Source organism: Sphingomonas hylomeconis, from assembly GCF_025370105.1.
Lineage (GTDB): Bacteria > Pseudomonadota > Alphaproteobacteria > Sphingomonadales > Sphingomonadaceae > Sphingomonas > Sphingomonas hylomeconis.
Genome location: NZ_JANQBK010000008.1, coordinates 192822 through 216277, shown reverse-complemented (window position 1 = coordinate 216277; position 23456 = coordinate 192822). Strand labels below are relative to the sequence as shown.

Annotated in this window: 29 protein-coding genes, 1 tRNA gene and 1 pseudogene; 28 read left to right on the top strand and 3 right to left on the bottom strand. The window is 70.8% G+C overall.

The features are described 5' to 3' along the window. Nucleotides 1-321 precede the first annotated feature (321 nt). The 24 genes and pseudogenes from NV401_RS11935 (at nt 322) to NV401_RS11820 (ending at nt 18555) form a co-directional block, all read left to right on the top strand. Nucleotides 322-665 (top strand): annotated as a pseudogene (locus tag NV401_RS11935) (GIY-YIG nuclease family protein). A gap of 291 nt (nt 666-956) precedes the next feature. Then, on the top strand, nt 957-1196 hold the full coding sequence (locus NV401_RS11930) for a hypothetical protein (protein ID WP_261294645.1): 240 nt from the start codon (nt 957-959) through the stop codon (nt 1194-1196). A 178-nt stretch (nt 1197-1374) separates the two neighbouring features. Continuing rightward, nucleotides 1375-1917: a hypothetical protein gene (locus NV401_RS11925; protein WP_261294644.1), complete on the top strand. Its 543-nt coding sequence runs from the start codon at nt 1375-1377 to the stop codon at nt 1915-1917. 44 nt (nt 1918-1961) lie between these two features. Next, nucleotides 1962-3254 (top strand): DNA-packaging protein, encoded by a 1293-nt coding sequence (locus NV401_RS11920; protein WP_261294656.1) that lies wholly within the window; start codon nt 1962-1964, stop codon nt 3252-3254. Nucleotides 3255-3302: 48 nt separating this feature from the next. Continuing rightward, nucleotides 3303-3488, top strand: a complete 186-nt coding sequence (locus NV401_RS11915; RefSeq protein ID WP_261294643.1) for a hypothetical protein — start codon at nt 3303-3305, stop codon at nt 3486-3488. Further along, nucleotides 3488-3694, top strand: a complete 207-nt coding sequence (locus tag NV401_RS11910; protein WP_261294642.1) for a hypothetical protein — start codon at nt 3488-3490, stop codon at nt 3692-3694. The genes NV401_RS11915 and NV401_RS11910 overlap by 1 nt, the downstream gene beginning before the upstream one ends. Nucleotides 3695-3763: 69 nt before the next feature. Further along, nucleotides 3764-4462, top strand: a complete 699-nt coding sequence (locus NV401_RS11905) for a spermidine synthase (protein WP_261294641.1) — start codon at nt 3764-3766, stop codon at nt 4460-4462. A 221-nt stretch (nt 4463-4683) separates the two neighbouring features. After that, nucleotides 4684-5790, top strand: coding sequence for a phage portal protein (locus NV401_RS11900; RefSeq protein ID WP_261294640.1), 1107 nt, complete (start codon nt 4684-4686; stop codon nt 5788-5790). Next, entirely contained in the window at nt 5787-6104 is a 318-nt protein-coding gene (locus NV401_RS11895) for a DUF6127 family protein (RefSeq protein ID WP_380817326.1), read from the top strand. Before NV401_RS11900 ends, NV401_RS11895 begins: the two co-directional genes overlap by 4 nt. Then, a complete protein-coding gene (locus NV401_RS11890; protein WP_261294639.1) occupies nt 6101-6496 on the top strand; it encodes an HK97 family phage prohead protease in 396 nt (131 codons plus the stop codon). The genes NV401_RS11895 and NV401_RS11890 overlap by 4 nt, the downstream gene beginning before the upstream one ends. 176 nt (nt 6497-6672) lie before the next feature. Beyond that, nucleotides 6673-7716 (top strand): phage major capsid protein, encoded by a 1044-nt coding sequence (locus NV401_RS11885; RefSeq protein ID WP_261294638.1) that lies wholly within the window; start codon nt 6673-6675, stop codon nt 7714-7716. Between the two features lie 214 nt (nt 7717-7930). After that, nucleotides 7931-8479: a head-tail connector protein gene (locus tag NV401_RS11880; RefSeq protein ID WP_261294637.1), complete on the top strand. Its 549-nt coding sequence runs from the start codon at nt 7931-7933 to the stop codon at nt 8477-8479. Beyond that, a complete protein-coding gene (locus NV401_RS11875; RefSeq protein WP_261294636.1) occupies nt 8476-8682 on the top strand; it encodes a hypothetical protein in 207 nt (68 codons plus the stop codon). The genes NV401_RS11880 and NV401_RS11875 overlap by 4 nt, the downstream gene beginning before the upstream one ends. Then, nucleotides 8679-9074, top strand: a complete 396-nt coding sequence (locus NV401_RS11870; RefSeq protein ID WP_261294635.1) for a DUF3168 domain-containing protein — start codon at nt 8679-8681, stop codon at nt 9072-9074. The genes NV401_RS11875 and NV401_RS11870 overlap by 4 nt, the downstream gene beginning before the upstream one ends. A 105-nt stretch (nt 9075-9179) precedes the next feature. Then, nucleotides 9180-9587, top strand: coding sequence for a phage tail protein (locus NV401_RS11865; protein ID WP_261294634.1), 408 nt, complete (start codon nt 9180-9182; stop codon nt 9585-9587). Further along, nucleotides 9584-9895, top strand: a complete 312-nt coding sequence (locus NV401_RS11860) for a gene transfer agent family protein (RefSeq protein WP_261294633.1) — start codon at nt 9584-9586, stop codon at nt 9893-9895. Before NV401_RS11865 ends, NV401_RS11860 begins: the two co-directional genes overlap by 4 nt. 185 nt (nt 9896-10080) lie before the next feature. Continuing rightward, nucleotides 10081-10224, top strand: coding sequence for a phage tail assembly chaperone (locus NV401_RS18785; RefSeq protein WP_380817329.1), 144 nt, complete (start codon nt 10081-10083; stop codon nt 10222-10224). Next, nucleotides 10217-10789, top strand: a complete 573-nt coding sequence (locus NV401_RS11850) for a tail tape measure protein (RefSeq protein WP_261294632.1) — start codon at nt 10217-10219, stop codon at nt 10787-10789. The genes NV401_RS18785 and NV401_RS11850 overlap by 8 nt, the downstream gene beginning before the upstream one ends. Before the next feature lie 151 nt (nt 10790-10940). Then, nucleotides 10941-13229 carry a DUF2460 domain-containing protein gene (locus NV401_RS11845; RefSeq protein WP_261294631.1) on the top strand — a complete coding sequence of 763 codons (2289 nt, stop codon included), beginning with the start codon at nt 10941-10943 and terminating at the stop codon, nt 13227-13229. 152 nt (nt 13230-13381) lie between these two features. Then, a complete protein-coding gene (locus tag NV401_RS11840) occupies nt 13382-14191 on the top strand; it encodes a DUF2163 domain-containing protein (RefSeq protein WP_261294630.1) in 810 nt (269 codons plus the stop codon). Then, nucleotides 14188-14622 carry an NlpC/P60 family protein gene (locus tag NV401_RS11835; RefSeq protein WP_261294629.1) on the top strand — a complete coding sequence of 145 codons (435 nt, stop codon included), beginning with the start codon at nt 14188-14190 and terminating at the stop codon, nt 14620-14622. Before NV401_RS11840 ends, NV401_RS11835 begins: the two co-directional genes overlap by 4 nt. Beyond that, nucleotides 14623-16779, top strand: a complete 2157-nt coding sequence (locus NV401_RS11830) for a phage tail protein (RefSeq protein WP_261294628.1) — start codon at nt 14623-14625, stop codon at nt 16777-16779. Nucleotides 16780-16789: 10 nt separating this feature from the next. Next, nucleotides 16790-17290: a DUF2793 domain-containing protein gene (locus tag NV401_RS11825; protein ID WP_261294627.1), complete on the top strand. Its 501-nt coding sequence runs from the start codon at nt 16790-16792 to the stop codon at nt 17288-17290. A gap of 131 nt (nt 17291-17421) precedes the next feature. After that, entirely contained in the window at nt 17422-18555 is a 1134-nt protein-coding gene (locus NV401_RS11820) for an OmpA family protein (RefSeq protein ID WP_261294626.1), read from the top strand. Nucleotides 18556-18848: 293 nt separating this feature from the next. Here the strand turns inward: NV401_RS11820 and ygfZ are convergent, their stop codons facing one another. Beyond that, nucleotides 18849-19550: a CAF17-like 4Fe-4S cluster assembly/insertion protein YgfZ gene (gene ygfZ / locus NV401_RS11815; RefSeq protein WP_261294625.1), complete on the bottom strand. Its 702-nt coding sequence runs from the start codon at nt 19548-19550 to the stop codon at nt 18849-18851. A 79-nt stretch (nt 19551-19629) separates the two neighbouring features. On the opposite strand from ygfZ, the gene pyrC reads away from it, so the two are divergent. Then, complete coding sequence (gene pyrC / locus NV401_RS11810) at nt 19630-20667, top strand: dihydroorotase (protein WP_261294624.1); 1038 nt, start codon at nt 19630-19632, stop codon at nt 20665-20667. A gap of 9 nt (nt 20668-20676) precedes the next feature. Here pyrC and NV401_RS11805 read toward each other — a convergent pair whose 3' ends face one another. Both NV401_RS11805 and NV401_RS11800 read right to left on the bottom strand, forming a co-directional pair. Further along, nucleotides 20677-21108 (bottom strand): DoxX family protein, encoded by a 432-nt coding sequence (locus tag NV401_RS11805; protein ID WP_261294623.1) that lies wholly within the window; start codon nt 21106-21108, stop codon nt 20677-20679. Between the two features lie 115 nt (nt 21109-21223). Then, complete coding sequence (locus NV401_RS11800) at nt 21224-21997, bottom strand: DUF1134 domain-containing protein (protein ID WP_380817335.1); 774 nt, start codon at nt 21995-21997, stop codon at nt 21224-21226. A 171-nt stretch (nt 21998-22168) separates the two neighbouring features. On the opposite strand from NV401_RS11800, the gene NV401_RS11795 reads away from it, so the two are divergent. From NV401_RS11795 to NV401_RS11785, 3 genes are all read left to right on the top strand, one after another. Next, nucleotides 22169-22260, top strand: a tRNA-Ser gene (locus NV401_RS11795). Nucleotides 22261-22343: 83 nt separating this feature from the next. Then, nucleotides 22344-22961: a hypothetical protein gene (locus NV401_RS11790; RefSeq protein WP_261294622.1), complete on the top strand. Its 618-nt coding sequence runs from the start codon at nt 22344-22346 to the stop codon at nt 22959-22961. Then, on the top strand, nt 22958-23446 hold the full coding sequence (locus NV401_RS11785; protein WP_261294621.1) for a hypothetical protein: 489 nt from the start codon (nt 22958-22960) through the stop codon (nt 23444-23446). The genes NV401_RS11790 and NV401_RS11785 overlap by 4 nt, the downstream gene beginning before the upstream one ends. The last annotated feature ends 10 nt before the right edge of the window (nt 23447-23456 follow it).

The window sequence follows — 23456 nt, the reverse complement described above, 5'->3', positions numbered from 1 at the left end:
GCCGACCACACACCGTCGATCACCGATGCCATCGCACACGAGAAGCGGCTCAAACGCTGGCGGCGTGCGTGGACGTTCGCGCTGATTGAACGCGGCAATCCCGCGTGGCGGGATCTGTTCGACACGCTGGCTTAGGCCGGGAAGCGGGACCCCGGGTCAAGCCCGGGGTGACGGGAGGTTGGGGCGCTCGACGTCCGCAACTGGGCGAAGCGGAACGCACGCTCAGGTTGCGCGACCGACCATGCCGAATGTCCGAACGTGGGTAATTGGCTGCCTTTTCATTGATCGTCACCCCGGGCTTGACCCGGGGTCCCGCTTCTCATCTTCTGCCGCCATGGGCATCGTGGCGGGCGGATCTATATCGTGGCCGATCGTTATCGCGGCACCCTGTATGTCGGCGTTACCCCCGACCTGGCGGCACGCATCCGGCAGCACCGGAGCGGCGACGGATCGGACTTCTGCCGGGGCGCTATGGTCTGCATCGCCTGGTTTGGGCCGACCACACCCGGTCGATCACCGATGCCATCGCGCACGAGCAGCGGCTGAAACGCTGGCGGCGTGCGTGGACGTTCGCGCTGGTCGAACGCGGCAATCCCGCGTGGCGCGACCTGTTCGACACGCTGGCCAAGGCCGAGAAGCGGGACCCCGGGGCAAGCCCGGGGTGACGGACGGTCGGGGCGCACGATGACTGCTTGGGGCGACCGCCGTCGATCGCCGAGGCCATCGCTCATGAGAGGCGACCCAAACGATCGCTGAGGGCGGACGGTCGCACTGATCGAGCATGGCAATTCCGTGAGACGGGATCGGTTCGACACGCTGGCTCAGACCGGGAAGCGGGACCCCGGGTCGAGCCCGGGGTGACGGCGGGAGGGGCGTAGGGGAGCGTCGCCGGCATTGGCGTTGTACGCGGCGGCGATTGTCTGTCAGGGCCGGGCTCGTTTTCAAAAAGGGTCGTGATGCAGAAAATCGTTCAGGTCGTGTGTGTCGTGCTGGTGGGCGCCGTGGTGATGTTCGGCGGGCGCTGGTACATGTATGTCGCGCAGGGCGAGAGCCCGTATGACGAGGTCGGCATCGCGCTCAACGGCTATATGCCGGCACCGCTGCGGCGCTGGGGCTGCGGAAAGATGGAGCAGCGCTTTCCGGGGAAATTGCCGCCTTATGGCTGCGCCGGGCCGGATGGTCGCGGCTGGATGTGAGCGCGACAGATAACCAGATGGGATAAAATTCCTTGACAGCGTCACGCTGTTCGGGTACATATCAGGAACGATGACGGATTGCGAGTCGGGCGGTGCGGGGGCCGCTTCGCCGCGGACGGGATGGAAGAGAAGGGCCGGGGCGGGGACGCTTTCCGGCCCTTTTGCGTGGGAGAGCGATATGACCACCTCGGGGCCGGACGGGCGGATCATCGCGGCGGACCGACGCACCGCCTATACCGGGCGGAAATGGGTGCGCTGGAGCAAGCGCATGAAGAGCGATTTCCTCGATCATCTGGCCGCCACCGGCAGCATTGCCGGGGCGGCGGCGGCGATCGGCGTGGTGCCGAGCTCGGTCTATCAGCTGCGGCGGCGCGATGCGGCGTTCGCCGCGGCGTGGCGCGAGGCGGTGGTGCTGGCCTATGACGTGCTCGAGACGCTCGTGCTCGGCCATGTGCTCGGCGGGGGCGAAGGCGGGGGCGGGCGGGGCGAGCGCACGATCGTCGAGGGCGCGTACGGGCCGATCGATATCGACCAGGCGCTGCGGCTGCTCGCACGGCACCGTGCGGCGCTGCGCGGCACGAAGACCACCGGCGGCGCGCGGATCCGCTATGCCACGCGGGTCGAGACCGATGCGGCGATCCTCACGGCGCTGGACGCGCTGGCGCGGCGCCCGGCGGGTACCGGTTCGGCGCCGGGTGCGTCGCCGGGGGCGGGGGCGTGAGCGGGGCGGACGAGCCCGCGATCGGCAGCGCGGCGTGGCACGCGATGGTCGCGGCGCGGCTGGCGGCGCTGGACGAGGATGCGCGGCGCGCGCTGCTGCGGTCGCTCGGCGCGGCCGCGCGGCGCGAATATGACGCGCGCTGGCAGCGGCACGCGCATGACGGGCAATTGCCGCCGGTCGGCGACTGGCGCGTGTGGCTGATCCAGGCCGGACGCGGCTTCGGCAAGACGCGCGCCGGGGCGGAATGGGTCAGCGAGCTCGCGCGCGCCGTGCCCGAGGCGCGGATCGCCCTGGTCGGCGCGACCGCCGAGGACGTGCAGCGCGTGATGATCGAGGGGCAGTCCGGGCTGGGCGCGGTGGCGCGCGCGGGCGAACCGATCGTCTATCGCCGCACCTCGGGCGAAGTGACGTTCGCCTCGGGCGCCAAGGCCTATGTCTATTCGGCGGAAGCGCCGGAGAAATTGCGCGGGCCGGAACATCATGCGGCGTGGTGCGACGAACTGGCGAAATGGCGCTACGGCGATGCGGCGTGGGACAATCTGGTGCTCGGCCTGCGGCTGGGCGACCGGCCGCGCGTGCTGGTGACGACGACGCCCAGGCCGGTGCTGCTGCTGCGCCGCGTGCGGGCGCTGGCGGGCGAGCACGTCACCGGCGGGCGTACGGCGGACAATAAGCATCTGCCGGCGAGCTTCGTCGCCGACGTGACGGCGCTGTATGGCGGCACGCGGCTCGGGCGGCAGGAGCTGGACGGCGAGTTGATCGACGAGATCGACGGCGCGCTGTGGACGCGCGGGATGATCGAGGCCGGGCGGGTGGCGGCGGCGCCGGCGCTGGTGCGCGTGGTGGTGGCGGTGGATCCGCCGGCCGGGGTGGACGGCGATGCTTGCGGCATCGTGTGCGTTGCGCTCGGGGCGGACCAGCGCGGCTATGTCCTCGCCGATGCCAGCGTGGCGGGCCTGTCGCCCGAGCGCTGGGCGCGCGCGGTGGCCGAGTGCGCGGCGCGGCACGGCGCGGACCGGGTGGTGGCGGAGAAGAACCAGGGCGGCGAGATGGTGCGCAGCGTGCTGCTGGCGGCCGATGCCGGGCTGCCGCTCAGGCTGGTCCATGCCGCGCGCGGCAAGATCGCGCGCGCCGAGCCGGTGGCGGCCTTGTACGAGGCCGGGCGGGTCAGCCATGTCGGCGCGTTGCCGGCGCTGGAGGACGAATTGTGCGGGATGGTGGTCGGCGGGGTCTATCACGGCCCGGGACGCTCGCCGGACCGCGCCGACGCGCTGGTCTGGGGGCTGAGCGAGCTGATGCTGGGCCGCCAGCGACAGGCGGCGGTGCGCGGGCTGTGACCTTCCGCGCGCTGGTGCGTTGTGCCGCTGCCAGATCAGGAGAATGTGATGAGCGACCAACGCACCCCCCCTAAGGACCTGCCGGTCGGCGCCGTCGATGCGTCGGGTGAAGCGATCGACCCGGGGGCAAACGACCCGGGCGCGATCGACCCGGACGCAATCGACGATGCGGCCGAGCAACGCGATATCGACGAGACGTCGGTCGACGATCTCAGCGTGCAGGGCGGCGAATGATGGCGGAAGACCAGCGCGCGGCGCCCCGCCCGGATGTGTCGGGGCACGACTATGACGCGGCCGGCGAGGCCGAACAGCGCCGCGAGGCGGAACGGCAGGCGCTGGAGCGGGACGATGCGGCGCGCGACGCGCGCGCTGCAGACGATGGCGCACCGGGCGGTGATCGCAACGGCACCGCGACCGCGCCGCCACCGGCGGGGACGTGACGGCGCGCGCGACGGTAGCGTTCGGGCGGTGATCTGCGTATCGCGGCGGCGCTAGACAAGGACAGGCCGATGGTACCGCGTGAATTGATCGATGTGGCCGAGGTGCCGGGGGGCGAGCCCTTGCGGCTGTTCCGGCGCGGCGCGGATCATATGATCGTGCTCGAGCGCAACGAGCTGATGAACAGCCGGATGAGCGGATCGGAGGAGGCGCTGGCGGTGATGACGTGCGAACGCCTGCGCACGCGCGCCGGCGGGCTGCGCGGCGTGCGCATGCTGATCGGCGGCTATGGCATGGGCTTCACGCTGCGCGCGGCGCTGGCGGAGCTCGGGCCGGATGCGCGGATCGAGGTCGCCGAGCTGGTGCCCAAGATCATCGAATGGGCGGAGGGGCCGATGGCCGAGCTGACCGCCGGCTGCCTGGACGACCCGCGCGTGCGCCTCGTGATGGAAGATGTCGCGGCGCCGATCTTCGATGGCACGGAGACCTATGATGCGATCCTGCTCGACGTCGACAACGGCCCCGACGGGCTGGTGCGGCCGAGCAACGGGCGGCTCTATTCGGCGCGCGGCCTGGCGGCGGCGAAGAATGCCTTGTCGCCGGGCGGCGTGCTGGCGGTGTGGTCGGCGGCGTCGGACCCGAAATTCCTGAAGCGGCTGGGCGATGCCGGGTTCGTCGTGGACGAGGTGGCGGTGAAGGCGAGGAGCAACGGCAAGGGGCCGCGGCACGTGATCTGGTTCGCGACGAAGCGGGAGGATGATCGCAGGTGAGCGGCGGGGCCTGAGGTAGTGAAAGTACGGCACGCTATTCTTCGTCACCCCGGCCTTGAGCCGGGGTCCCGCTTTTCCTCGGGCTAGAAGCAAGAAGCGGGACCCCGGGTCAAGCCCGGGGTGACGGGCTAGGGGGGGGCATTTCCCCGGGCGTTCGAGGTTATGGGTCCCCGCCTGCGCGGGGATGACGGTTGGCGCGCGGCGCTTTTCAGGAGCACGACATGAAACTCTTCGGCTGGAAATCGGCCGGGCGCGAGGATTTGCGTCCGGCTTTGTCGCGTGTCGGCGGCGCGCGGGTGATCGGGGACTGGCCGGTGCGGTACGAGGCGCAGGTGCGCGAGGCGTATCTCGGCAACGCCATTGCGCAGCGTGCGGTGCGGGTGGTGGCGGACGCGATCGGCGAGGCGCCGCTCGCCGTGTCGTCACCGGAGCTGGCGCGGCTGGTGCGCGCGCGATCGGGCGGGCAGGCATTGCTGGCGACGGTGGCGGCGCAGCTGTTGCTGCACGGCAATGCCTATGTGCAATTGCTCACCGACGCCGACGGGGCGTTGCGCGAGCTGTTCGCGCTGCGCCCCGAGCGGGTGACGGTGGAGCCGGATGCCGGCGGGTGGCCGGCGGCCTATGCCTACCGCGTCGGCGAACGGGTGGCGCGGCTGCCGGCGGAGGATGGCGGCGGGCGACCGGCGGTGGTGCATATCAAGGCGTTCAACCCGGGCGATGATCATTATGGGCTGGGCTGCCTGGGCGCGGCGGCGGGGGCGGTGGCAGTGCACAATGCCGCCGCGCGCTGGAACAAGGCATTGCTCGACAATGCCGCGCGGCCGTCGGGCGCCTTGGTCTATGATGCGGGCGACGGATCGGCGCTGTCGGGCGAGCAGTTCGCGCGGCTGAAGGCGGAGATGGAGGCGGGGTTCGCTGGCGCAGGCAATGCCGGGCGGCCGATGCTGCTGGAAGGCGGGCTGACATGGCAATCCTTGTCGCTGTCGCCCGCCGACATGGATTTCGCCGCGACCAAGGCGGCGGCGGCGCGCGAGATCGCGATGGCGTTCGGCGTGCCGCCGATGCTGCTCGGGCTGCCGGGCGACGCGACCTATGCCAATTACCGCGAGGCGAGCCGGGCCTTGTGGCGGCTGACGATCCTGCCGCTGGCGGGATCGATCCTGGGCTCGCTGGCGCAGGGGCTGCGCGGCTGGTTTCCGGACGCGGCGCTCGCCATCGATCTCGACCGGGTGACCGCGCTGGCGGAGGATCGCGCGGCGCTCTGGTCCCTGGTCGCGGGGGCGGATTTCCTGAGCGCGGAGGAAAAGCGCAATATGGTGGGGCTATGATGGGCGGCGGGCAGAATGCGGTGCTGGCGCAGTTGCTGGCGCAGGCCGAGGGGCAGGCGGCGGACCTGATCGCGCTGCGCGCGATCGTCGAGGAAGCGGGCACGCTCGGCGCGACGCGCGCGCTGGCGCGGCTCGGGCTCGAGGATGCGCAGGCGAGCAAGGACATGGCCGAGCTGCGCGAATTGCTCGCCGCCTGGCGCGAGGCGAAGAAATCCTTGTGGAAGGCGGTGTTGGGCTGGATCGCCAAGACCGCGCTGGTGCTGATGCTGGCCGGGCTGGCGGTGAAACTGCGGCTGTGGGAGCTGCTCAAGTGAGCGTGCGCTTTGCCGGCTATGCCGCGGTGTTCGATGTCGCGGATCGCGGCGGCGACGTGGTGCGCAGCGGCGCGTTCGGGGCGGTGCGTGCGGGCGTGCCGTTGCTGTGGCAGCATCGCGGGTGCCCGGTCGGCGTGATCGAACGGGTGGCCGAGGATGCGCGGGGCCTGCGCGTGATCGGGCGGGTCGAGGAGCCGCACCTGGCCGGGCTGGTGGCGTCGGGCGCGGTGGCGGGCCTGTCGTTCGGCTATCGGGTGCGCGCGGCCAAGAGCGGGCGGGTGCGCGAACTGACGGCGCTCGAACTGGTCGAGATCAGCCTGGTGGCGCAGCCGATGCAGTGGCTGGCTGTGGTTCATGCGGTGGTGCCAGACCCGCCGGTGTCGTCATCCTGAACTGGGTTCAGGATCCACCGGGCGGCTGGGTCCAGCGCTTCGGGGTGAGCGTCTTCCTTGCGGCATGATGGATCCTGAATCGAATTCAGGATGACGGGTTTGGGGTGAGGGCAGGTGACTTTTTTGGGCGCGTCCTTGCCGGGCGCGCCTTTTCTTTTGGGGCGAAGGAGACGGACATGACGGACACGATGGATGCGCTCGAGGCGAGCTTCGAGACGGTGGAACTGGCGGCCGTTTCGCGGCCGATGCTGGAGGGCGCGCGGCCGGGCGGGGCGGCGTTCGAGGGGTTTCTGCGCAGCGGCGCCAGCGTCGAGATGAAGTCGTTTACGGGCCTCACCGGCGACGCCGGCGGCTATGCCGTGCCGCGCGAGATCGATGCGGTGATCGATGCGACGCTGAAATCGGTGTCGCCGATCCGCTCGGTGGCCAATGTCGTCAATGTCGGCAGCGCCGGTTATCGCAAGCTGGTGACGACCGGGGGCACGCCGTCGGGCTGGGCGGCGGAGACGGCGGCGCGGCCCGAGACGGCGACGCCGGTGTTCACCGAACTGGTGCCGCCGATGGGCGAGCTCTACGCCAATCCGAGCGCGAGCCAGGCGATGCTCGACGATGCCGCATTCGATGTCGAGCAATGGCTGGCGGGGGAGATCGCGACCGAATTCGCCAAGGCGGAAGGGAGCGCGTTCATCAACGGCAGCGGCGTCAACCGGCCCAGGGGCTTCCTGACCTATACCACCGCGGCGACCGCGGATGCGACGCGCGCGTTCGGGCAGTTGCAGCATCTCGCCAGCGGCGTGGCGGGGGATTTCGGGACCAGCCCGCAGGACAAGTTGATCGACCTCGTGCAGGCACTGCGCGCGCCGTACCGCCAGGGCGCGGTGTTCGTGATGAACGCGGCGACGGTATCGCGGATCCGCAAGTTCAAGACGACGGACGGGCAATTCCTGTGGACGCCGTCGATGAGCGCGGGCGTGCCGGCAACCTTGCTCGGCTATCCGGTGATCGAGGCCGAGGACATGCCGGATATCGCGGCGAACGCGCTGGCGATCGCGTTCGGCAACTTCAAGGCGGGCTATCTGATTGCCGAGCGCAGCGAGACCGCGATCCTGCGCGATCCGTACAGCAACAAGCCGTTCGTCAATTTCTACGCGACCAAGCGGATCGGCGGCTGCGTGTCGAATTCGGAGGCGATCAAGCTGCTGAAGTTCGCCGTCAGCTGAGCCTCGCGGATGTGTTCGGGGATCCTACGGCTTGGACACTTCGTCATCCCCGCGACGGCGGGGATCCATACACTCGGACGTCAAGGCTCGAGCCGTGACGCTCGCCGGTATGGATCCCCGCCTGCGCGGGGATGGCGAATCGAGTTCGACGGTGCAGCGACCACGTCCGGGGTGACGGCGGGGGCCGTTGGGTGAACAGGTAAGGGGAAACGACATGGCTCCTGGCTTTCCGGCGCAGGTGATCGCCGACGCGCGCGTGGCGGCGAAGGACTATGCGCGGGTGTCGCTCGGCAGCGAGGATGCGCTGTTCGACGATCTTGCCGCGGCGGCGCTGGCGATGGCGGAGACGTTCCTGCGCACCAGCCTGATCGTGCGGGCGCACCGCGTGGTGCTGCCGGCGGCGGGCGGGTGGCAGCTGCTGCCGGTCGGGCCGGTGACGGCGATCGTCGCGGTCCTGGGCGTACCGGCGGAAGGGGCGGCGTTCGCGCTGCCGGTGGATGCCTATGCGATCGACGTGGATGCGGCGGGCGACGGCTGGGTACGGGTGACCGCGCCGGGCGCGGCGGGGCGCGTGGCGGTGACGGTGGAGGCCGGGCTGGCGCTGGACTGGGCCGGGTTGCCGGGGCCGATCGCACAGGGCGTGGTGCGACTGATCGGGCATCTCCATGCCGCACGCGACGGCGATGGCGGGGCGCCGCCGGCGGCGGTGACCGCGCTGTGGCGGCCGTATCGCCGGCTGCTGCTGGCGGAGCGCGGGCGATGATGGCGCGGCTGGTGGAGCGTGGGCGGGCGCTTGGCGATCGGCGCGCGGCGCGGGTGCGCGGGGAGGTCGCGGCGTTGCTGGGAGACGTGCCGGACGTCGCGGTGATGGTGGAGGGCGAGGAGGTGATCGTGGCCGGGCGCGGTGTGCGCTGGCGTGCGGTGTCCGAACCGGCGCTGCGCTGGATCGGGAGTGTGCTGCGATGAGCGCGGAGAGCGTGTTGCAGGCGGCGCTGCTGGCGGCGCTGCGCGGGGATGCGGCGCTGACGGCGGGGCTCAACGGCGTGTTCGAGGGACCGGCGGTGAAGGCATCGCCGCCCTTTGCCGAGCTGGGCGAGCTGCTGTCGGTCGACTGGGGCACCAAGACTGTGGCCGGGCGCGAGCTGCGCGTGGCCGTCACGGTGCGCGGGGCCGGGGATACGGGCGCGGCGGTGGCGGCGCTGGCCGGCATGGTCGGCGCGGCGATCGAGGCGGTGCCGCGCGACCTGGCCGGGTGGCGCGTGGCGAGCGTGGCGTTGCTGCGCACGCGGCTGCTGCGCGGCGCGCCGGGGGTCTGGGCGGCGGTGGTCGAGTATCGCGTGCGGATGATGGCGGTGTGAGGGCGCATGCCGCTGCCTTTGGAGACAGAAGAAGCGGGATCCCGGGTCAAGCCCGGGATGACGGTGAGAAGAGGGATCAACCATCGCAAGAGACAGGAGACGATCATGGGCGTGGAACGCGGTAGTGCCTTCTTGCTGAAGGTCGGGAACGGGGCGACGCCGGTCGCCTGGCAGACGGTGGCGGGGCTGCGCACGACGCAGCTCAGCGTCAATGGCGAGATGGTCGGGACGACTTCGAAGGATTCGGGCGGGTGGCGCGATCTGCTGTCGGGGGCGGGCGTGCGATCGGTATCGGTGAGCGGGGCCGGCGTGTTCACCGGATCGGCGGCGGAGCTGCGCGTGAAGGGCAATGCGCTGGCCGGGGTGCTCGACGAGTATCGGCTGAGCTTCGAGAGCGGCGAGACGATGACGGGCACGTTCCTCGTCACGCGGCTCGATTATGCCGGGGATTATAACGGCGAGCGATCCTACACGCTAAGCCTGGAGAGTAGCGGGCCGGTGGTGTCGGCGTGAGCGGGGCTAATCCCGCACGGGGCGAGGCTTCGGTGCGGATCAACGGCGAACTGCTGGTGCTGCGGCCGAGCTTTGCCGCGTTGGTCGCGGCCGAGCAGGAGATCGGGCCGCTGTTCGCGCTGGTCGAGCGGGCGGCCGAGGGGCGGCTGGGGCTGGGCGAGTTGGTCGCCTTGTTCTGGCATTGCCTGCGCGCGCGGCCCGCGGGGCTGACGCGCGAGGCGTTCGGCGAGGGCGTGGCGGCGGGCGGGCTGGCGGCGACGACGCCGGCGCTGCGCGTGCTGCTCGGGCAGATCCTGGCGGGGCGGTGATGGCGGGGGATATCCTCCCCGGGACGGGGAGGGGGACCAGCGAAGCTGGTGGAGGGGGCGGGCCGGCAACGCAGCGGTTGTGTTGCCGGCCCACCCCCTCCGTCGCGCTGCGCGCGCCACCTCCCCGTGCCGGGGAGGAGTTTTGCGACAGCGCCTCGCGGCTGGCGGGGTTTGCCGGGGCGTTTTTGGGCTGGACGCCGGCGGCGTTCTGGCGCGCCACGCCGGCGGAGCTGCTGGCGGTGGTCACCGCGTTGCGGGGCGATAGCGGCGACGTGCCGCCGGATGCGGCGACGATCGCGCGGTTGAGGGAGGCGTTTCCCGATGGATGAGGAAATCGAACGGCTGGTGATCAGCGTGCGCGCGGACACGCAGGGGTTCGCGCGCGATGTCGGCGAGATGCGGGCGAGCCTGGACGGGCCGTTGCAGGCGGGCGCCGACCGCGCCGGGCAGGCGATCGAGCGCGGGCTGCTAAGCGCGGTGCGCAGCGGCAAGATCGGGTTCGAGGAACTGCGCGGCGTGGCGCTGTCGGTGCTGGGCGAGATCGCCGCGGCGGCGGTGCAGGGCGGGCTACAGTCGCTGTTCGGCGGCGGCGGCGGCGGATCGGGCGGGGCGAACGGGCTCCTGTCGCTGGCCACCAGCCTGTTCGCCGGCGCGCCGGGGCGGGCGACGGGCGGACCGGTCTCGCCCGGGCGAGCCTACCGCGTCGGCGAGCGCGGGCCGGAACTGTTCGTGCCGACCGGCGCGGGGCGCGTCGAGGCGGCGGGCGGTGGAGGTGTGCGAGAGGTGCGCGTGTCGATCGCGGTCCATGCGCGCGACGGCGAAGCGCCGGCGACGCTGGCGCGATCGAGCCGGCAGGTGGCGCGCGCGGTGCGCGCCGCACTGGAGGCGGAATAGCGCGCGCTGCCTCGGGCGGTTTACTTGCCCGGCGAGCGACGGGGTCCGGGGGCGATCGCCGAAAATAGGATGCGCGACGCGTTGCTACTGTTGTGTCCCGACTGGGCCCCGGCGTCCGCCGGGGAAGCATTGCAGAGAGGGGAGCCGGGTGATGGCATTCTGGCTGGCGTCCGAACGGACGGTGCAGAATGAGGGCGTGATCACGCGCTTCGATCCGCGCTTCTGGACGGTCAACTTTCCGCGGCCGATGATGGCGTCGGTGACGACGACCGGGCCTGCGGCGCTGCGCGTCGATGCGCACTTCTACCGCACGAACGATCTCGCCGGGCTGATCTGGGAGGCGGAAGACCGGCACGATCATCCGCTGCTGGCCTATGAGACGGCGCGCGATTTTCGCGGCTGCCGGCTGCGGTTTCGCTGGCGGTCCGCGGGCGTGCTGGCGCTGGACGCGATCAACGGCCCGGTGCTGACGATCGAGGGGCGCGACGCGGCGGGCAGCCCGCGCGCCTGGTATGTGCGGTTGTGGAATTATGCCGCGGGCAGCCCGACCGATGCGCTGGTCTCGCTCGATTTCGCGCAGCTGAGTGGCGGGTTCCTGCTGCCCGGCGAGGCGGATCCGGTATGGGCGGGGGATATCGACCGGATGTTCGTGTCGATCGTGCCGCCGGGCTTTACCGGCGCGGATGCGGCGCTGGCGGCGCCGGGCACCGGCTGGATCGAACTGAGCGAGATCGCCTGCGACGGGCCGGGGGCGGTGCTGGCGATCGGCGACGTGGTGGTGCCCGAACATGGGCTGGGCGTGGCGAGCGGCTATGACGACAGCTATCACCTGACCCCGGCGCGGCTGCTGCGGGGCGCGCTGTTGCTCGGCTATCGCGGCAGCATCGTCCATTATGTCGGGATGAGCCATTATTTCCGGCTCGATGCGGCGTCCGGCGGCTATTTCGTCAGCACGTCGGGCGAGGTGATGAACGTCGCGGCGCTGGCCTGGCACCGCGCCTTCGCCGCCGAGGCCAAGCGGCTCGGCTTCGGGATCATCTGGTCGGTGTCGTACGAACTGCTCGACCGGCATTGCTGGGCGGCATGGAAGCAGCGTGCCGCGGACGGATCGCCGGGGCTGACCGGCTGGGACCCGCCGTCGGCGCTGCTGTCGCCGGCGCATAACGGGGCAATGCGCTATCTGCGCAATGTGGCGACCGCGCTGATGGGAATTGCCACGACGGCCGGGCTGGCGCCGAAATTCCAGATCGGCGAGCCGTGGTGGTGGGTGATGCCCGACGGGCGACCATGCCTGTACGACGATGCGGCGAAGGCGGCGCTGGGCGGAAGCCCGGTGGCGATCGCCAGCGTGCGCGCGCCGCTCGGCGCGCCGCAGACGGCGCTGCTCGATGCGGCGGGGGCGCTGCTGGCGGGATCGACCGCGGTGCTGGCGGCGGCGGCAAAGGCCGCGGCGCCGGGGTGCCAGACGCATCTGCTGGCCTATCTGCCGACCGTGCTGGATGCGGCGGCGCCGGAGCTCCAGCGGGCCAATTTGCCGCTCGGCTGGGCGAAGCCGGCGTTCGACGTGCTGCAGCTCGAGGATTACGACTGGGTGGTGGCGGGCGACAACGCCTCGACCGCCAAAGGCGTGGCGCTGGCGGAAGAGCGGCTCGGCTATGCGCCGCACGAGCAGCATTATCTGGCCGGTTTCGTGCTGCGGCCCGATCCGGCGGGGCAGTGGCGCGCGATCGCCGCAGCGGCGGATGCGGCGATCGCGCGGGGGGCGGCGCGGGCGTTCGTCTGGGCGCTGCCGCAGGTGCTGCGCGACGGGTTCGTTCAGTTCGAGACGGAGAGCGAGATGCAGGCGTTCGACGACGTGCAGTTTCCGATCGCGCTGGGACGCGAGGCGGAGGTGATGCCGGAATTCTCGACCGCGATCCTGACCAGCGCCGGCGGCCATGAGACGCGCAACGCGCGCTGGGCGGGCGGGCGGACGCGCTACGATGCCGGGCCGGGGATCCGCTCCGAGGCGGATATCGCCGCGCTGCTGGGCTTCTTCCGCGCGCGGCTGGGGCCGGCGCGGGGCTTCCGGCTGCGCGATCCGTTCGATGCGAGCTCGGGGGCGGGGAGCCCGGTCGACCAGCGGCTGGGGGTGGGCGACGGCGCCGCGACGCGGTTCGCGCTGGTGAAGCATTATGGCGAGGGCGTGCGGCGGATCACGCGGCCCGTGGCCGGGAGCGTTCGGGTGGCGATCGACGGGGTGGAGACGGCGGCCTTTTCCGTCCTGTCGGGCGGGGTGGTGGCGCTGGACGTCGCGCCAGCGGCGGGCGCGGTGGTGAGCGCGGGGTTCGCGTTCGACGTGCCAGTGCGGTTCGCTGAGGACCGGCTGGCGGTCAGCCGGGCGACGTTCCTGGCTGGCGCGGCGGCGAGCGTGCCGCTGATCGAGGTGCGGGAGGAATAGAAGTTGGTTCGCGCTGAGGCGCGGAGGACGCGGAGGCGCGGAACCTGCGTCGCCAAAGGTTCGACTGTGCCGCGCGACACCATGCGTGGCGCTTGGGGTGGGATGGATCCGGGATCACGTCCGGAATGACGGTTAGCAGCGGGGGTAACGCGATGACTTTCCTCGAAGGGCAGCTGACGACGATCGCCTTGTGCTGGCGGATCGAGCGGCGCGACGGGGTGGCGATCGGGCTGACCGATCACGACCGCGACCTGACGGTCGACGGGCTGGTGCATCGCGCCGCGCCGGGGATGGTGCCGTCGGCGATCCAGCGCAGCGACGGTCTGGAGGCGGACACGATGGATGTCGCGGGCGCGCTGACCAGTGCGGCGATCGGCGCAGACGATCTGCTGGCCGGGCGCTGGGACGGTGCGCGCGTGATGGTGTTCGCGGTCGACTGGAGCGGCGCGGCGGGGCGGGTCGATCTGGGCGACGGCGTGATCGGCGCGGTCGAGACCCGCAATGGCGGTTTTTCGGCGGAGTTGCGCGGGGTGAGCGCGGCGCTCGACCGGCCGGTGGCGGAGGAGACCTCGCCGGAATGCCGCGCTGCGCTGGGCGACAAACGCTGCCGCGTGGCGCTGGCGGGGCGGCGACGGTTCGCACGGGTGACGTCGTGGACCGCGCGGAGCGTGACCGTCGATGCGGCGGAGCCGCTGGCCGATGCCTATGGCGGCGGGTTGCTGCGCTGGATCGGGGGGGAGAATTCCGGGCTGGAGAGCGCGATCGCCGCATCGGCCGGCACGATGCTGACGCTGCGCGCCGAGCCGGTGCGAGCGCCGGCGGCGGGCGATCTGGTCGAGCTGATCGAGGGCTGCGACAAAAGCCTGGCGACGTGCGGCGCACGGTTCGGCAACGTGGCGAACTTCCGCGGCGAGCCGTATCTGCCGGGGATCGACCTGCTGACGCGCTATCCCGGGGCATGAGCGCGCGGGCAAGGGCCGTGGCGGCGGCGCGCGGCGCGGTGGGCGCCCGATATCGCCTGCACGGGCGCGATCCGCGGTTCGGGCTGGATTGCGTCGGGCTCGCAGGCCTGGCGCTGCGCGCGGGCGGCTGCACGGATTCGATTCCGGCAGGCTATGCGCTGCGCGGCGGGACGGCGGGCGGCATGCTGGACCTGATCGATCGCGCCGCGCTGCTGCGCACCGACCGGCCGCAGCCCGGCGACCTGCTGTTGTTCGCGGTCGGGCCGGCGCAGTTCCATCTCGCGATCAAGAGCGCGGACGGCATCTACCACGCCGATGCGCTGCTGCGCCGCGTGGTCGAGCGGCCGGGCGTGCCGCCTTGGCCGCTGCTCGCGGCCTGGGCGCTGATCGACGACGGGCCGGTCCGGGGCATCGTGCTGGGGGAGGGATAGATGGCGACCTTGGTGCTGAGCGTGGTCGGCGGGATCGTCGGCGGCCCGGTGGGCGCGTCGATCGGCGCGCTGGTCGGGCAGCAGATCGACCGCAACCTGCTGTTCGCGCCGAAGGCGCGGCAGGGGGCACGGCTGACCGAGCTGGCGCTGCAGACGTCGAGCTATGGCACGTCGATCGCGCAGGTCTTCGGCACGATGCGGATCGGCGGCTGCGTGATCTGGTCGACCGACCTGATCGAAAGCCGATCGACCAGCAGCGCGGGCAAGGGCCAGCCCAAAGTGACCAATTACAGCTATGCGGCGTCGTTCGCGGTGGCGCTGTCAGGCCGGCCGATCGCCGGCGTCGGGCGGATCTGGGCGGACGGCAAGTTGCTGCGCGGTGCGGCGGGGGATTTCAAGGCGGCGACCGGGTTCCGGCTGCACCGGGGCGGCGAGGACCAGGCGGTGGATCCGCTGATCGCCGCGGCGGAGGGCGCGCTGGCGCCGGCGCATCGCGGGATCGCCTATGCGGTGTTCGAGCATCTGCAGCTGGCGGATTACGGCAATCGCATTCCATCGCTGACCTTCGAGGTGATCGCCGATGCCGCGCCGGTGCCGGTGGGGGTGATCGCCGCGGCGGTATCGGACGGGCTGGTCGGCGGGACGGTCGCGCTCAGCCTGCCGGGGTTCGCCGCGCACGGCGATGCGCGCGGCGTGCTCGAGTTGTTGGGGGCGGCGAGCGGCGCGTGGTTCGTGCCGGCGGGGCGGACGCTGGTGCTGCGCGACGGGCGGGCGGTGGAGGCGACGCTCGATGATGCCGGCTGTGGCGCGGGGGAGCGGCCGGGCGCGCAAGCGGTGCGTGCGTTCGGCGCGCTCGACGGCGTGGCGCAGACCGTGACGGTGGCGCATTACGATGCGGCGCGGGACTATCAGACCGGGCTGCAGCAGGCGCGGCGGCCGGGCGCGGGGCAGCGCGTGGCGCGGATCGAGCTGCCGGCGTCGGTCTCCGCCGACACCGCCAAGACGATCGCCGCGGCCGAGCTGGCGCGCGGCGAGGCGGGGCGCGAGCGGCGCACGCTGGCGCTCGGCTGGGCCGCGCTCGGCGTGACGCCGGGGGCGTGCGTGGCGATCGCCGGGGCACCGGGCGTGTACCGCGTCGCTTCCTGGTCGTTCGAGCACGATGTGCTGACGCTGGACTGTGTGCGGCTGGCGGCGGCGACCGCACCGGCGAGCGCGAGCCCGGGGCGCGTGCTGCCGGCGCCGGACGCGGTGGCGGGGACGACGATCCTGCACGCCGCGGAGCTGCCGCCGCTCGACGATAGCTTGCCGAGCGCACCGCGGCTGACCGTGGCGGCGGCGGGGACGGAGGCTGGCTGGCGCGGCGCGGCATTGCTCTACAGCCTGGACGATGGCGCGCGCTGGCTGCCGGCCGGGGCGACCACCGGCGTGGCGACATTGGGCGTGCTGGCGTCGGTGCCCGGGATCGGGCCGCGCGACCTGATCGACCGGATCAACACGATCGAGGTCGATCTGGCGCAGGAGGGGATGAGCCTGGCCGGCGCCGACGCGGCGGCGCTGGATGCCGGGGCGAACATCGCGCTGGTCGGTGACGAACTGCTGCAGTTCGGGCAGGCGACACAGATCGGAGCGCGGCGCTGGCGGATCAGCGAGCTGCTGCGCGGGCGGCGCGGGACGGAAGGCGCGATGGCCCTGCAGGCGGCCGGCGATCGCTTCGTGCTGCTCGAGGCGGCGACGGCCGGCGTGATCGAGCTGCCGCTGTCAAGCATCGGCGCGACGGTCCGGCTGCTGGCGTCGGGCATCGGCGACGTTGCGGGGCCGGTTGCCGTCACGGCCACGGTGCCGGGCCGATCGCTGCTGCCACTGGCACCGGTACATCTCGCGCTGGAGTCGATCGGCGACGGCGATGTGCGGTTGCGCTGGGTGCGACGCAGCCGCGCCGGGTGGCGCTGGATCGACGGCGTCGACGCGCCGCTCGGCGAGGAACGCGAAGCCTATCGCGTGACGCTCATCGGCGGCGCCGGGCGGGCGATCGAGACGACCGTGCCGGAGCTGACCGTGACCGCAGCGGACCGCGCGGCGGCGGTCGCGCTGCAGGTCCGCCAAATTGGGTCATTCGGCGAATCGCCGGCAGCCGAGATCGCGCTGCCGGCCTTGTGAGGAGAGCGAGATGAGCGACACCACCGCGCGGCTGCGGCTGCCGACGCTGCGCGCCGGACAGGCACAGAAGGAACTGACGCACAACGAGGCGCTCGCGCTGATCGACCTGCTGCTCCACCCGGCGGTGACCGGCTTTGCGGTCGACAGTCCGCCGGCGGCACCCGAGCCCGGCGCCAGTTGGGTGGTCGGCCCGGCGCCGACCGGTGACTGGGCGGGGCATGCCGATTCCCTCGCCGGCTGGACCGAGGGCGGCTGGCGGTTCGTCGCGCCGATCGAGGGGATGACCGTGTGGATACGGGAACGGGCGATCGCCGCGTGTTATGCGGGCGGCACGTGGCGGATCGGCGAGATCGCCGCGACTCGGGTATCGGTCGATGGTGCGCGCGTGCTGGGACCCCGCCAGGCAGGCGTGCCCGACCCCGCGGGGGGCGATGTGATCGATATTGAGGCGCGTGCGGCGCTTTCGGCGCTGCTCGCCGCGCTGCGCAATCACGGGCTTATTTTCCCCTGAAACCGGACCGTTTCAGCCCCATTTCTGTTGCGTTTGGGCAACAGCCCGCAGAATTTGTGCGCTTGCGTGGAAACCAACTGTTAGGTAGTGAGTTTGCGCTGTCCGAGTGACAACGACGAAAGGGGATTTTTATGCGGAAGCTTGCCATCGCAATGGCGCTTGCCTCCACTGCACTGGCCACACCTGCCCTCGCACGCGATAATTCGTGGTACGTGGGCGTCGAGGGTGGCGCAATGATCGTGGAAGACATCGACTACGACATCACCGGTACCACTGCCGCTGCCACGGGCACCGGCACGGTCAACCATGACTATGGCTATGACGTCGACGGCGTGATCGGCTACGATTTCGGGGCGTTCCGCCTCGAGGCAGAAGTCGGCTATCGCAGCGCGACTCTTGACGGTTACAGCTCGACGGCAACCACGCCGGAATATCTTGCCAGTGGTGCGGTAGTGTCGCGGCCGGCAAACACGTACAATGTCGCCGGGGGCCGTACGTCGGCGCTCAGCTTCATGACCAATGCTCTGCTCGACTTCGGCGACGATGACGGCATCCAGGGCTTTGTCGGCGGCGGCGTCGGCGTCGCGCGCGTCAAGGCGCGTGTCGGCCTCAGCGACCGTGGCGATTTCCTGAACGATTCCGACACGCGCTTCGCGTGGCAGGGTCTGGCAGGCATTCGTGCACCGCTCAGCAGCCGCATCGACGCAACGCTCAAGTATCGCTTCTTCAACGTCGACGACGTTGCATTGGTCGATGTTACGGGTCGTGCGTACGAAGGTCGTTTCCGCTCGCACAGCATCCTGGGTGGCCTGACCTACAACTTCGGCGAACCGGCAGCACCGCCGCCGCCGCCGCCGCCGCCGCCCCCGCCTCCTCCCCCTCCTCCGCCGCCGCCGCCGGTTGCGGAAGTGGTCTGCGCTCCTGGACCGTACATCGTGTTCTTCGAGTGGGATAAGTCGGACATCACGGCACAGGCAGCTACGCTGCTCGACGGCGCGATCTCGCAGTACCAGAATTGCGGCAACACGCAGGTCATGCTGGCCGGCCACGCCGATAAGTCGGGTTCGGCAAGCTACAACGTCGGTCTGTCGCAGCGTCGCGCGGATTCGGTGAAGTCGTACCTCACGGCTCGCTCGATCCCGGAAGCAGTGATCAGCACGTCGGCATTCGGCGAAAGCCGTCCCCGCGTCGAGACCGCCGATGGCGTTCGCGAGCTGGAAAACCGTCGTGTGGAAATCCAGTACGGTCCGGGTTCGGGGCAGTAAGCTCCAAACCTAGCCTGGCTAGAACGATGGGGAGGTCGGCGAAAGCCGGCCTCCCTTTTGTTTGTCCAGTGTTGGCGGAAGACACTGTCGGCAGCGGCGACCGGGGGCGCTGAACAGACGTCGTCCTCCTGCTCAAGCAGGAGTTCATCGCCGAGGCGCTGCGCTGGCGCCCCTGGGCCCCTGCTTTCGCAGGGGAACGATGCGAGAATATCGATGCTTTCGATGATGGTCCGTGGCGGACTGTACGTGATGGTGCAGCCGTCGTGCGTGGCACCATGATCCCGACACGCCGGCTACAGCGCGGCGGCGAGCCAATCGGGGACCAGTGCATCGCCCAGCGCCTCGACTCGGCGATGCTCGACCATCAGGCCAAGCTCGGGATAAGTCGCCCGCGTGCGGTCGCCGGACTCAGCGAGCGGCGCGACGACGAGGCGGCGGTTGACCTTGCTGCGGTGATGCATCCGCGCGGTATTTTCCTGTCCGACATAACAGCCCTTGGTGAAGCTCACCCCGCCCAGCTCGCGCGCATTGCATTCGAGCCACAGCGTCTTGTCGCTCCCGAGCTCCGCGACGCCTTCGGTGACGCCGAGCGACAGGCGATGCGCTTGCCAGCCGCTGGCCGGCGCGGTCGCCGGCGCAAGCCAGCGCCAGCCGAGTTCGGGCAGGCGCGGATCGGGGACGCCCTGGCCGGGGTCGCGCGACCAGTGCACCGCCAGCGTTTCGTCGCGCGCGATGGTGATCGGGCGGCGCAGGCGATAGAGTGACAGGCGGCGCGCGAGCGCATCGGCCTGATCGGCCTCGCCATCGATCAGCACGTCGTCACCATCGGCCCACAGGATGAAATCGAACAAAGCCTTCCCCTGCGGGCTGAGCAGAGCGGACCAGGCCGGGAACGGCCCGTTGGCGTCGGCGGTGAGCAGGCCCTGCAGGAAGCCGCGAACGTCCTCGCCGGACAGTCGCAGCAGGGCTCGATCGGTGAGGGTGGTGGCGTTCATGCCCTTTGAGGTAGGGGGGGCGGGGGGCAGCGGCAATACGCGACTGGCGATTTGCGCCGCCGCACGCTAGGCCCGGCCCATGACCGAGCGCCTGACGATCCGCCGCCCCGACGACTGGCATGTCCACCTGCGCGACGGCGCGATGCTGAGCGCGGTGGCGCGCTATACCGCGCGCCAGTTCGCCCGCGCGATCATCATGCCCAACCTGTCCCCGCCGGTGACCGATGTGGCGGCGGCCGCGGCCTATCGCGACCGCATTCTGGCGGCGCTCCCGGCGGGCAGCGACTTCACCCCGCTGATGACCTGCTACCTGACCGATGCGGCCGACGCGCAGGAGATCGCGCGCGGGTTTGAAACCGGCGTGTGGGCGGCATGCAAGCTCTATCCCGCCAATGCGACGACCAATTCGGCGCACGGCGTGACCGACATTCGCGCGCTTGGCCCGGTGCTGGAGACGCTGCAGCGGATCGGCATGCCGCTGCTGATCCACGGCGAGGTCACCGATCCAGAGGTGGATTTCTTCGATCGTGAAAAGGTGTTCATCGATCGCACGCTCGGGCACCTGGTTCGCGATTTTCCGGCGCTCAAGATCGTGCTCGAGCATATCACCACCGCCGAAGCGGTCGATTTCGTGACCGCCGCCGGGCCGACCGTCGCGGCGACGATCACGCCACAGCATCTCCATCTCAACCGCAACGCGCTGTTCGCCGGCGGGCTGCAGCCGCACGCTTTCTGCCTGCCGGTGGTCAAGCGCGAGCGCCATCGCCTTGCAGTGCGCGCGGCGGCGGTATCGGGATCGGCCAAATTCTTCCTCGGCACCGACACCGCGCCGCACGTCCGCGAGCGCAAGGAGATGGCGTGCGGTTGTGCCGGCATCTTCAACGCGCCCTATGCGCTGGAAAGCTATCTCGCCGTGTTCGAGGAAGAAGGCGCGCTCGAGCGGTTCGAGGGCTTCGCCTCCGAACATGGCGCGCGTTTCTACGGCCTGCCGCTCAATGAGGGCACGGTGACGCTCGAGCGGCGCGCCGTGACGGTGCCCGATCTGCTCGGCGCGGGCGAGACGGCAGTGGTGCCGTTCCATGCCGGGCAGACACTCGCCTGGCAGCTGGTCGACTGAACGCCGCGGCTAGGCGCCGGCGCGGCGGCGAGCGAGCGGCCAGTCGATCACGCATCCGGCGAACAGCGCCCACCACACGATCACCGGCTGCGCGGCCAGGCGCGGGACGTGATACCACAGGCTGCGCAGGTTGCCGGCGACCAGCACCTGGTCGATCGCGTGCTTCACGTTGGCCGGATAGACGCACACCGCATAGGCGGCGAGCAGGACGCCGGCCCACCAGCGCAGCCGCGGGGTGAGCAATGCGAGCGCGCCGGCGAGTTCGCAGACGCCGGTGAACAGGATGACCTGTGCGGGGTAGGGCACCCAGGCCGGAGTGATGCCGAGAAACGGGCGTGGGATCGCAATGTGCGCGATGCCGGCGACGAGGTACGCGGCGGCAAGCACCCAACGGAGGATCGTGCGGGTGCGTTCGGCGCGGCGGGCGGGGGATGGGGGCATGCGGTTAGTGTACGCGCCGGGCGGGCGTGGGCAAAGCCCACGCCGTCGGCCGGGCTGACGCCCGCCGCCCGCGCTTGCGCGAGTCAGGCGCGCGTTGCCGCCTGCCGCGCTGCGCTCAGAACGGGAACCACTTCGATTTGTGGCTGAACTTCATATAGCCGATGTTCACGCCCTGCCGCCAGCCGACGCCGAGCCGGATCGGGATGACGACCTTGTCGCCCATGCGCAGATAGCTCGCCGCGACACCGCCGACGAAGAACAGGCGGCCCTCGCCCGCGGCGAAGCGCTTGCGGTACAGATCCTCGGTATCGTTGAGATTGTAGACCAGCACGAACACCTTGCTGGCATCGCCGCCGATATCGAAGCCGACCGACGGGCCGGTCCAATAGACCGGCTGCTGCCCCTCGATCTTGTGGAACATCTCGCCCTGGCCGTAGCGCAGCCCGACGACGAACGCGCCGCCGGCCTCGCGCCCGGCGATATAGGCATTGGGCTCGCCCTGTTCCTCGAGCACCTTTTCCAGCATGCCGGCCAGCCCGGCCGTACCCTTGCCGAGCGTACCTTCGGCGGCGCTGAGCAATTCGGTGCGGCTGAACGTCTCGCCGCGCGCGGCTTCGACCGTGGCGCCTTCGCGTGCGACATCCTGCTGCTGCGTATCGAGCGTCGCGGCCGGAGTCGTGGCGGGTACGCGCGGGCCTTGCGGATCATAAGGCGGATAGGCCGGGCTCTGCGGCGCCGCCGCGGGCGGCCGATAATCGGGCGATCGCGGCGTCGAGAGGTCGGCGTCGATCGCCTGGTTGGGATCGATCGTGCGTACCTCCTGCGCCGTGCCGGGGCCGGCACAGATCATCAGTCCAGTCATCACGATCGTCGAAAACAGTCTGCCCATGGTCTACTCCCCCGGCGCCCAGAACCAGCGACTAGCGCCTTCCTGGCTTGACCGGCAATGAACGATATTGCCCCGGGCGGCAGACAGAGTCGATTTTACGCCGGATGATGTGCAACCGACGGTTGATCACGCCCGCTGCGCTCGCTATAGCCGCCGCTTGCCGCCAGGTCCGGAGACGTGGGTGAGTGGCTGAAACCAACGCTTTGCTAAAGCGTCGTACCTCTTAAAGGGTACCGAGAGTTCGAATCTCTCCGTCTCCGCCACCATCTTCCTCAACATTGCCCGACGCCCCGCGGGTGCGCGGTACATCGTCTGGCTAATGCCGTTGACGAGGGTATGAGGGCGGATGGATTTTTTCTTTGCCCTGACGCTGGCCTTGGCCGTTCAGCATGCCGACGCCGCAGAGGACGGTCCGGCGCGGACGTCCGAACTCGATGCGATCAACTGCCGTCTCGATGTGCCGCACTATATGCAGTTCGCGCTCGCGCTCGACGGCGAGGAGAAGCTGGCGCGGAAACGCCGCTGGAAAGCGATCGCGTCGCGCAATGCGTTCATCAAGGAATATGAGCTGCCGGCCGCGATCACCGTCGCCGGCGCGTATCGCACGCGCCGCATCGGATTCACCGGTAATGCTATCCTTGCCATCCTCGACCTGCCCGACCCGGCGACGATCGCGCGCGCCGAACGGATCGACAACGCCATGTCCGCCGACCCGATGATCGCCGCGCTTGCTGCCACCGGCACGATGACCCGTCCGCAGGCCGAGGCGGCGCTGCCGTTCCGCAAGTTCATGGGCGAGCGCATCCTGACGGATGTCACCGAGCCGGCCGGAGCGGAGGACGGTTATGGCAGCCATTTCGTCGTCGCGCGGACGATCTCCAATGCGACGACGCATCCGGGCAAGACCTTCTACGGCTGCAGCTACCGGCTCGAGTTGCTCGACAAGGACGGGACGGCGCTGTGAGCCGGGGCGGGCCGCGCGGCATTGCCGGGTGCGTGGCATGCGGCATGCTCGCCGGTGCCGTGTCGCTGGGAACGGTGCAGGCGCAGGAGCTTCCGACCGACCGGCAACTGCAGGCCGCCTTCGGCGCGGTCTATAATCGTCTGGGGCTGATGGAATATTGCGCGGCCAAGCGGTTCGCCGACGCCGGGGATGTCGCCAACAGCCGTAGGTCCGTCACCGCCACGATCGCGGGGATGGCGGTGGCGGCCGAGGCCCGCGCGCAGCAGGCCGTCGGCCGGCGCGGTCATATCGTCGGGCCGCAGGTGATCGGCCTGATGAACTCGAGCAACCGCGACCGGCCCGAAGAGCTGGGCGAGGGGCAGACGATGTCGCTGGCCGACAATGCCCGGGCGCAGCAATCGACCGAACGGACGCTGTGCCGGCAGATGGCGGACCAGGGGGCGGCGGTGGTGGAGGCCGCATCGGGCGCGGCGGCCGCACACTGACGGCGATGGT

Coding starts and splice junctions, on each gene's coding strand:
- NV401_RS11905 (WP_261294641.1), top strand. CDS start 3,764: ATGGTACCGCGTGAATTGATCGATGTGGCCGAGGTGCCGGGGGGCGAG.
- NV401_RS11870 (WP_261294635.1), top strand. CDS start 8,679: ATGAGCGCGGAGAGCGTGTTGCAGGCGGCGCTGCTGGCGGCGCTGCGC.
- NV401_RS11835 (WP_261294629.1), top strand. CDS start 14,188: ATGAGCGCGCGGGCAAGGGCCGTGGCGGCGGCGCGCGGCGCGGTGGGC.
- NV401_RS11915 (WP_261294643.1), top strand. CDS start 3,303: ATGAGCGACCAACGCACCCCCCCTAAGGACCTGCCGGTCGGCGCCGTC.
- NV401_RS11865 (WP_261294634.1), top strand. CDS start 9,180: ATGGGCGTGGAACGCGGTAGTGCCTTCTTGCTGAAGGTCGGGAACGGG.
- NV401_RS11875 (WP_261294636.1), top strand. CDS start 8,476: ATGATGGCGCGGCTGGTGGAGCGTGGGCGGGCGCTTGGCGATCGGCGC.
- NV401_RS11820 (WP_261294626.1), top strand. CDS start 17,422: ATGCGGAAGCTTGCCATCGCAATGGCGCTTGCCTCCACTGCACTGGCC.
- NV401_RS11925 (WP_261294644.1), top strand. CDS start 1,375: ATGACCACCTCGGGGCCGGACGGGCGGATCATCGCGGCGGACCGACGC.
- NV401_RS11790 (WP_261294622.1), top strand. CDS start 22,344: ATGGATTTTTTCTTTGCCCTGACGCTGGCCTTGGCCGTTCAGCATGCC.
- NV401_RS11900 (WP_261294640.1), top strand. CDS start 4,684: ATGAAACTCTTCGGCTGGAAATCGGCCGGGCGCGAGGATTTGCGTCCG.
- NV401_RS11830 (WP_261294628.1), top strand. CDS start 14,623: ATGGCGACCTTGGTGCTGAGCGTGGTCGGCGGGATCGTCGGCGGCCCG.
- NV401_RS11880 (WP_261294637.1), top strand. CDS start 7,931: ATGGCTCCTGGCTTTCCGGCGCAGGTGATCGCCGACGCGCGCGTGGCG.
- NV401_RS11800 (WP_380817335.1), bottom strand. CDS start 21,997: ATGGGCAGACTGTTTTCGACGATCGTGATGACTGGACTGATGATCTGT.
- NV401_RS11910 (WP_261294642.1), top strand. CDS start 3,488: ATGGCGGAAGACCAGCGCGCGGCGCCCCGCCCGGATGTGTCGGGGCAC.
- NV401_RS11805 (WP_261294623.1), bottom strand. CDS start 21,108: ATGCCCCCATCCCCCGCCCGCCGCGCCGAACGCACCCGCACGATCCTC.
- NV401_RS11895 (WP_380817326.1), top strand. CDS start 5,787: ATGATGGGCGGCGGGCAGAATGCGGTGCTGGCGCAGTTGCTGGCGCAG.
- NV401_RS11850 (WP_261294632.1), top strand. CDS start 10,217: ATGGATGAGGAAATCGAACGGCTGGTGATCAGCGTGCGCGCGGACACG.
- ygfZ (WP_261294625.1), bottom strand. CDS start 19,550: ATGAACGCCACCACCCTCACCGATCGAGCCCTGCTGCGACTGTCCGGC.
- pyrC (WP_261294624.1), top strand. CDS start 19,630: ATGACCGAGCGCCTGACGATCCGCCGCCCCGACGACTGGCATGTCCAC.
- NV401_RS11845 (WP_261294631.1), top strand. CDS start 10,941: ATGGCATTCTGGCTGGCGTCCGAACGGACGGTGCAGAATGAGGGCGTG.
- NV401_RS11930 (WP_261294645.1), top strand. CDS start 957: ATGCAGAAAATCGTTCAGGTCGTGTGTGTCGTGCTGGTGGGCGCCGTG.
- NV401_RS11825 (WP_261294627.1), top strand. CDS start 16,790: ATGAGCGACACCACCGCGCGGCTGCGGCTGCCGACGCTGCGCGCCGGA.
- NV401_RS11885 (WP_261294638.1), top strand. CDS start 6,673: ATGACGGACACGATGGATGCGCTCGAGGCGAGCTTCGAGACGGTGGAA.
- NV401_RS11840 (WP_261294630.1), top strand. CDS start 13,382: ATGACTTTCCTCGAAGGGCAGCTGACGACGATCGCCTTGTGCTGGCGG.
- NV401_RS11920 (WP_261294656.1), top strand. CDS start 1,962: ATGGTCGCGGCGCGGCTGGCGGCGCTGGACGAGGATGCGCGGCGCGCG.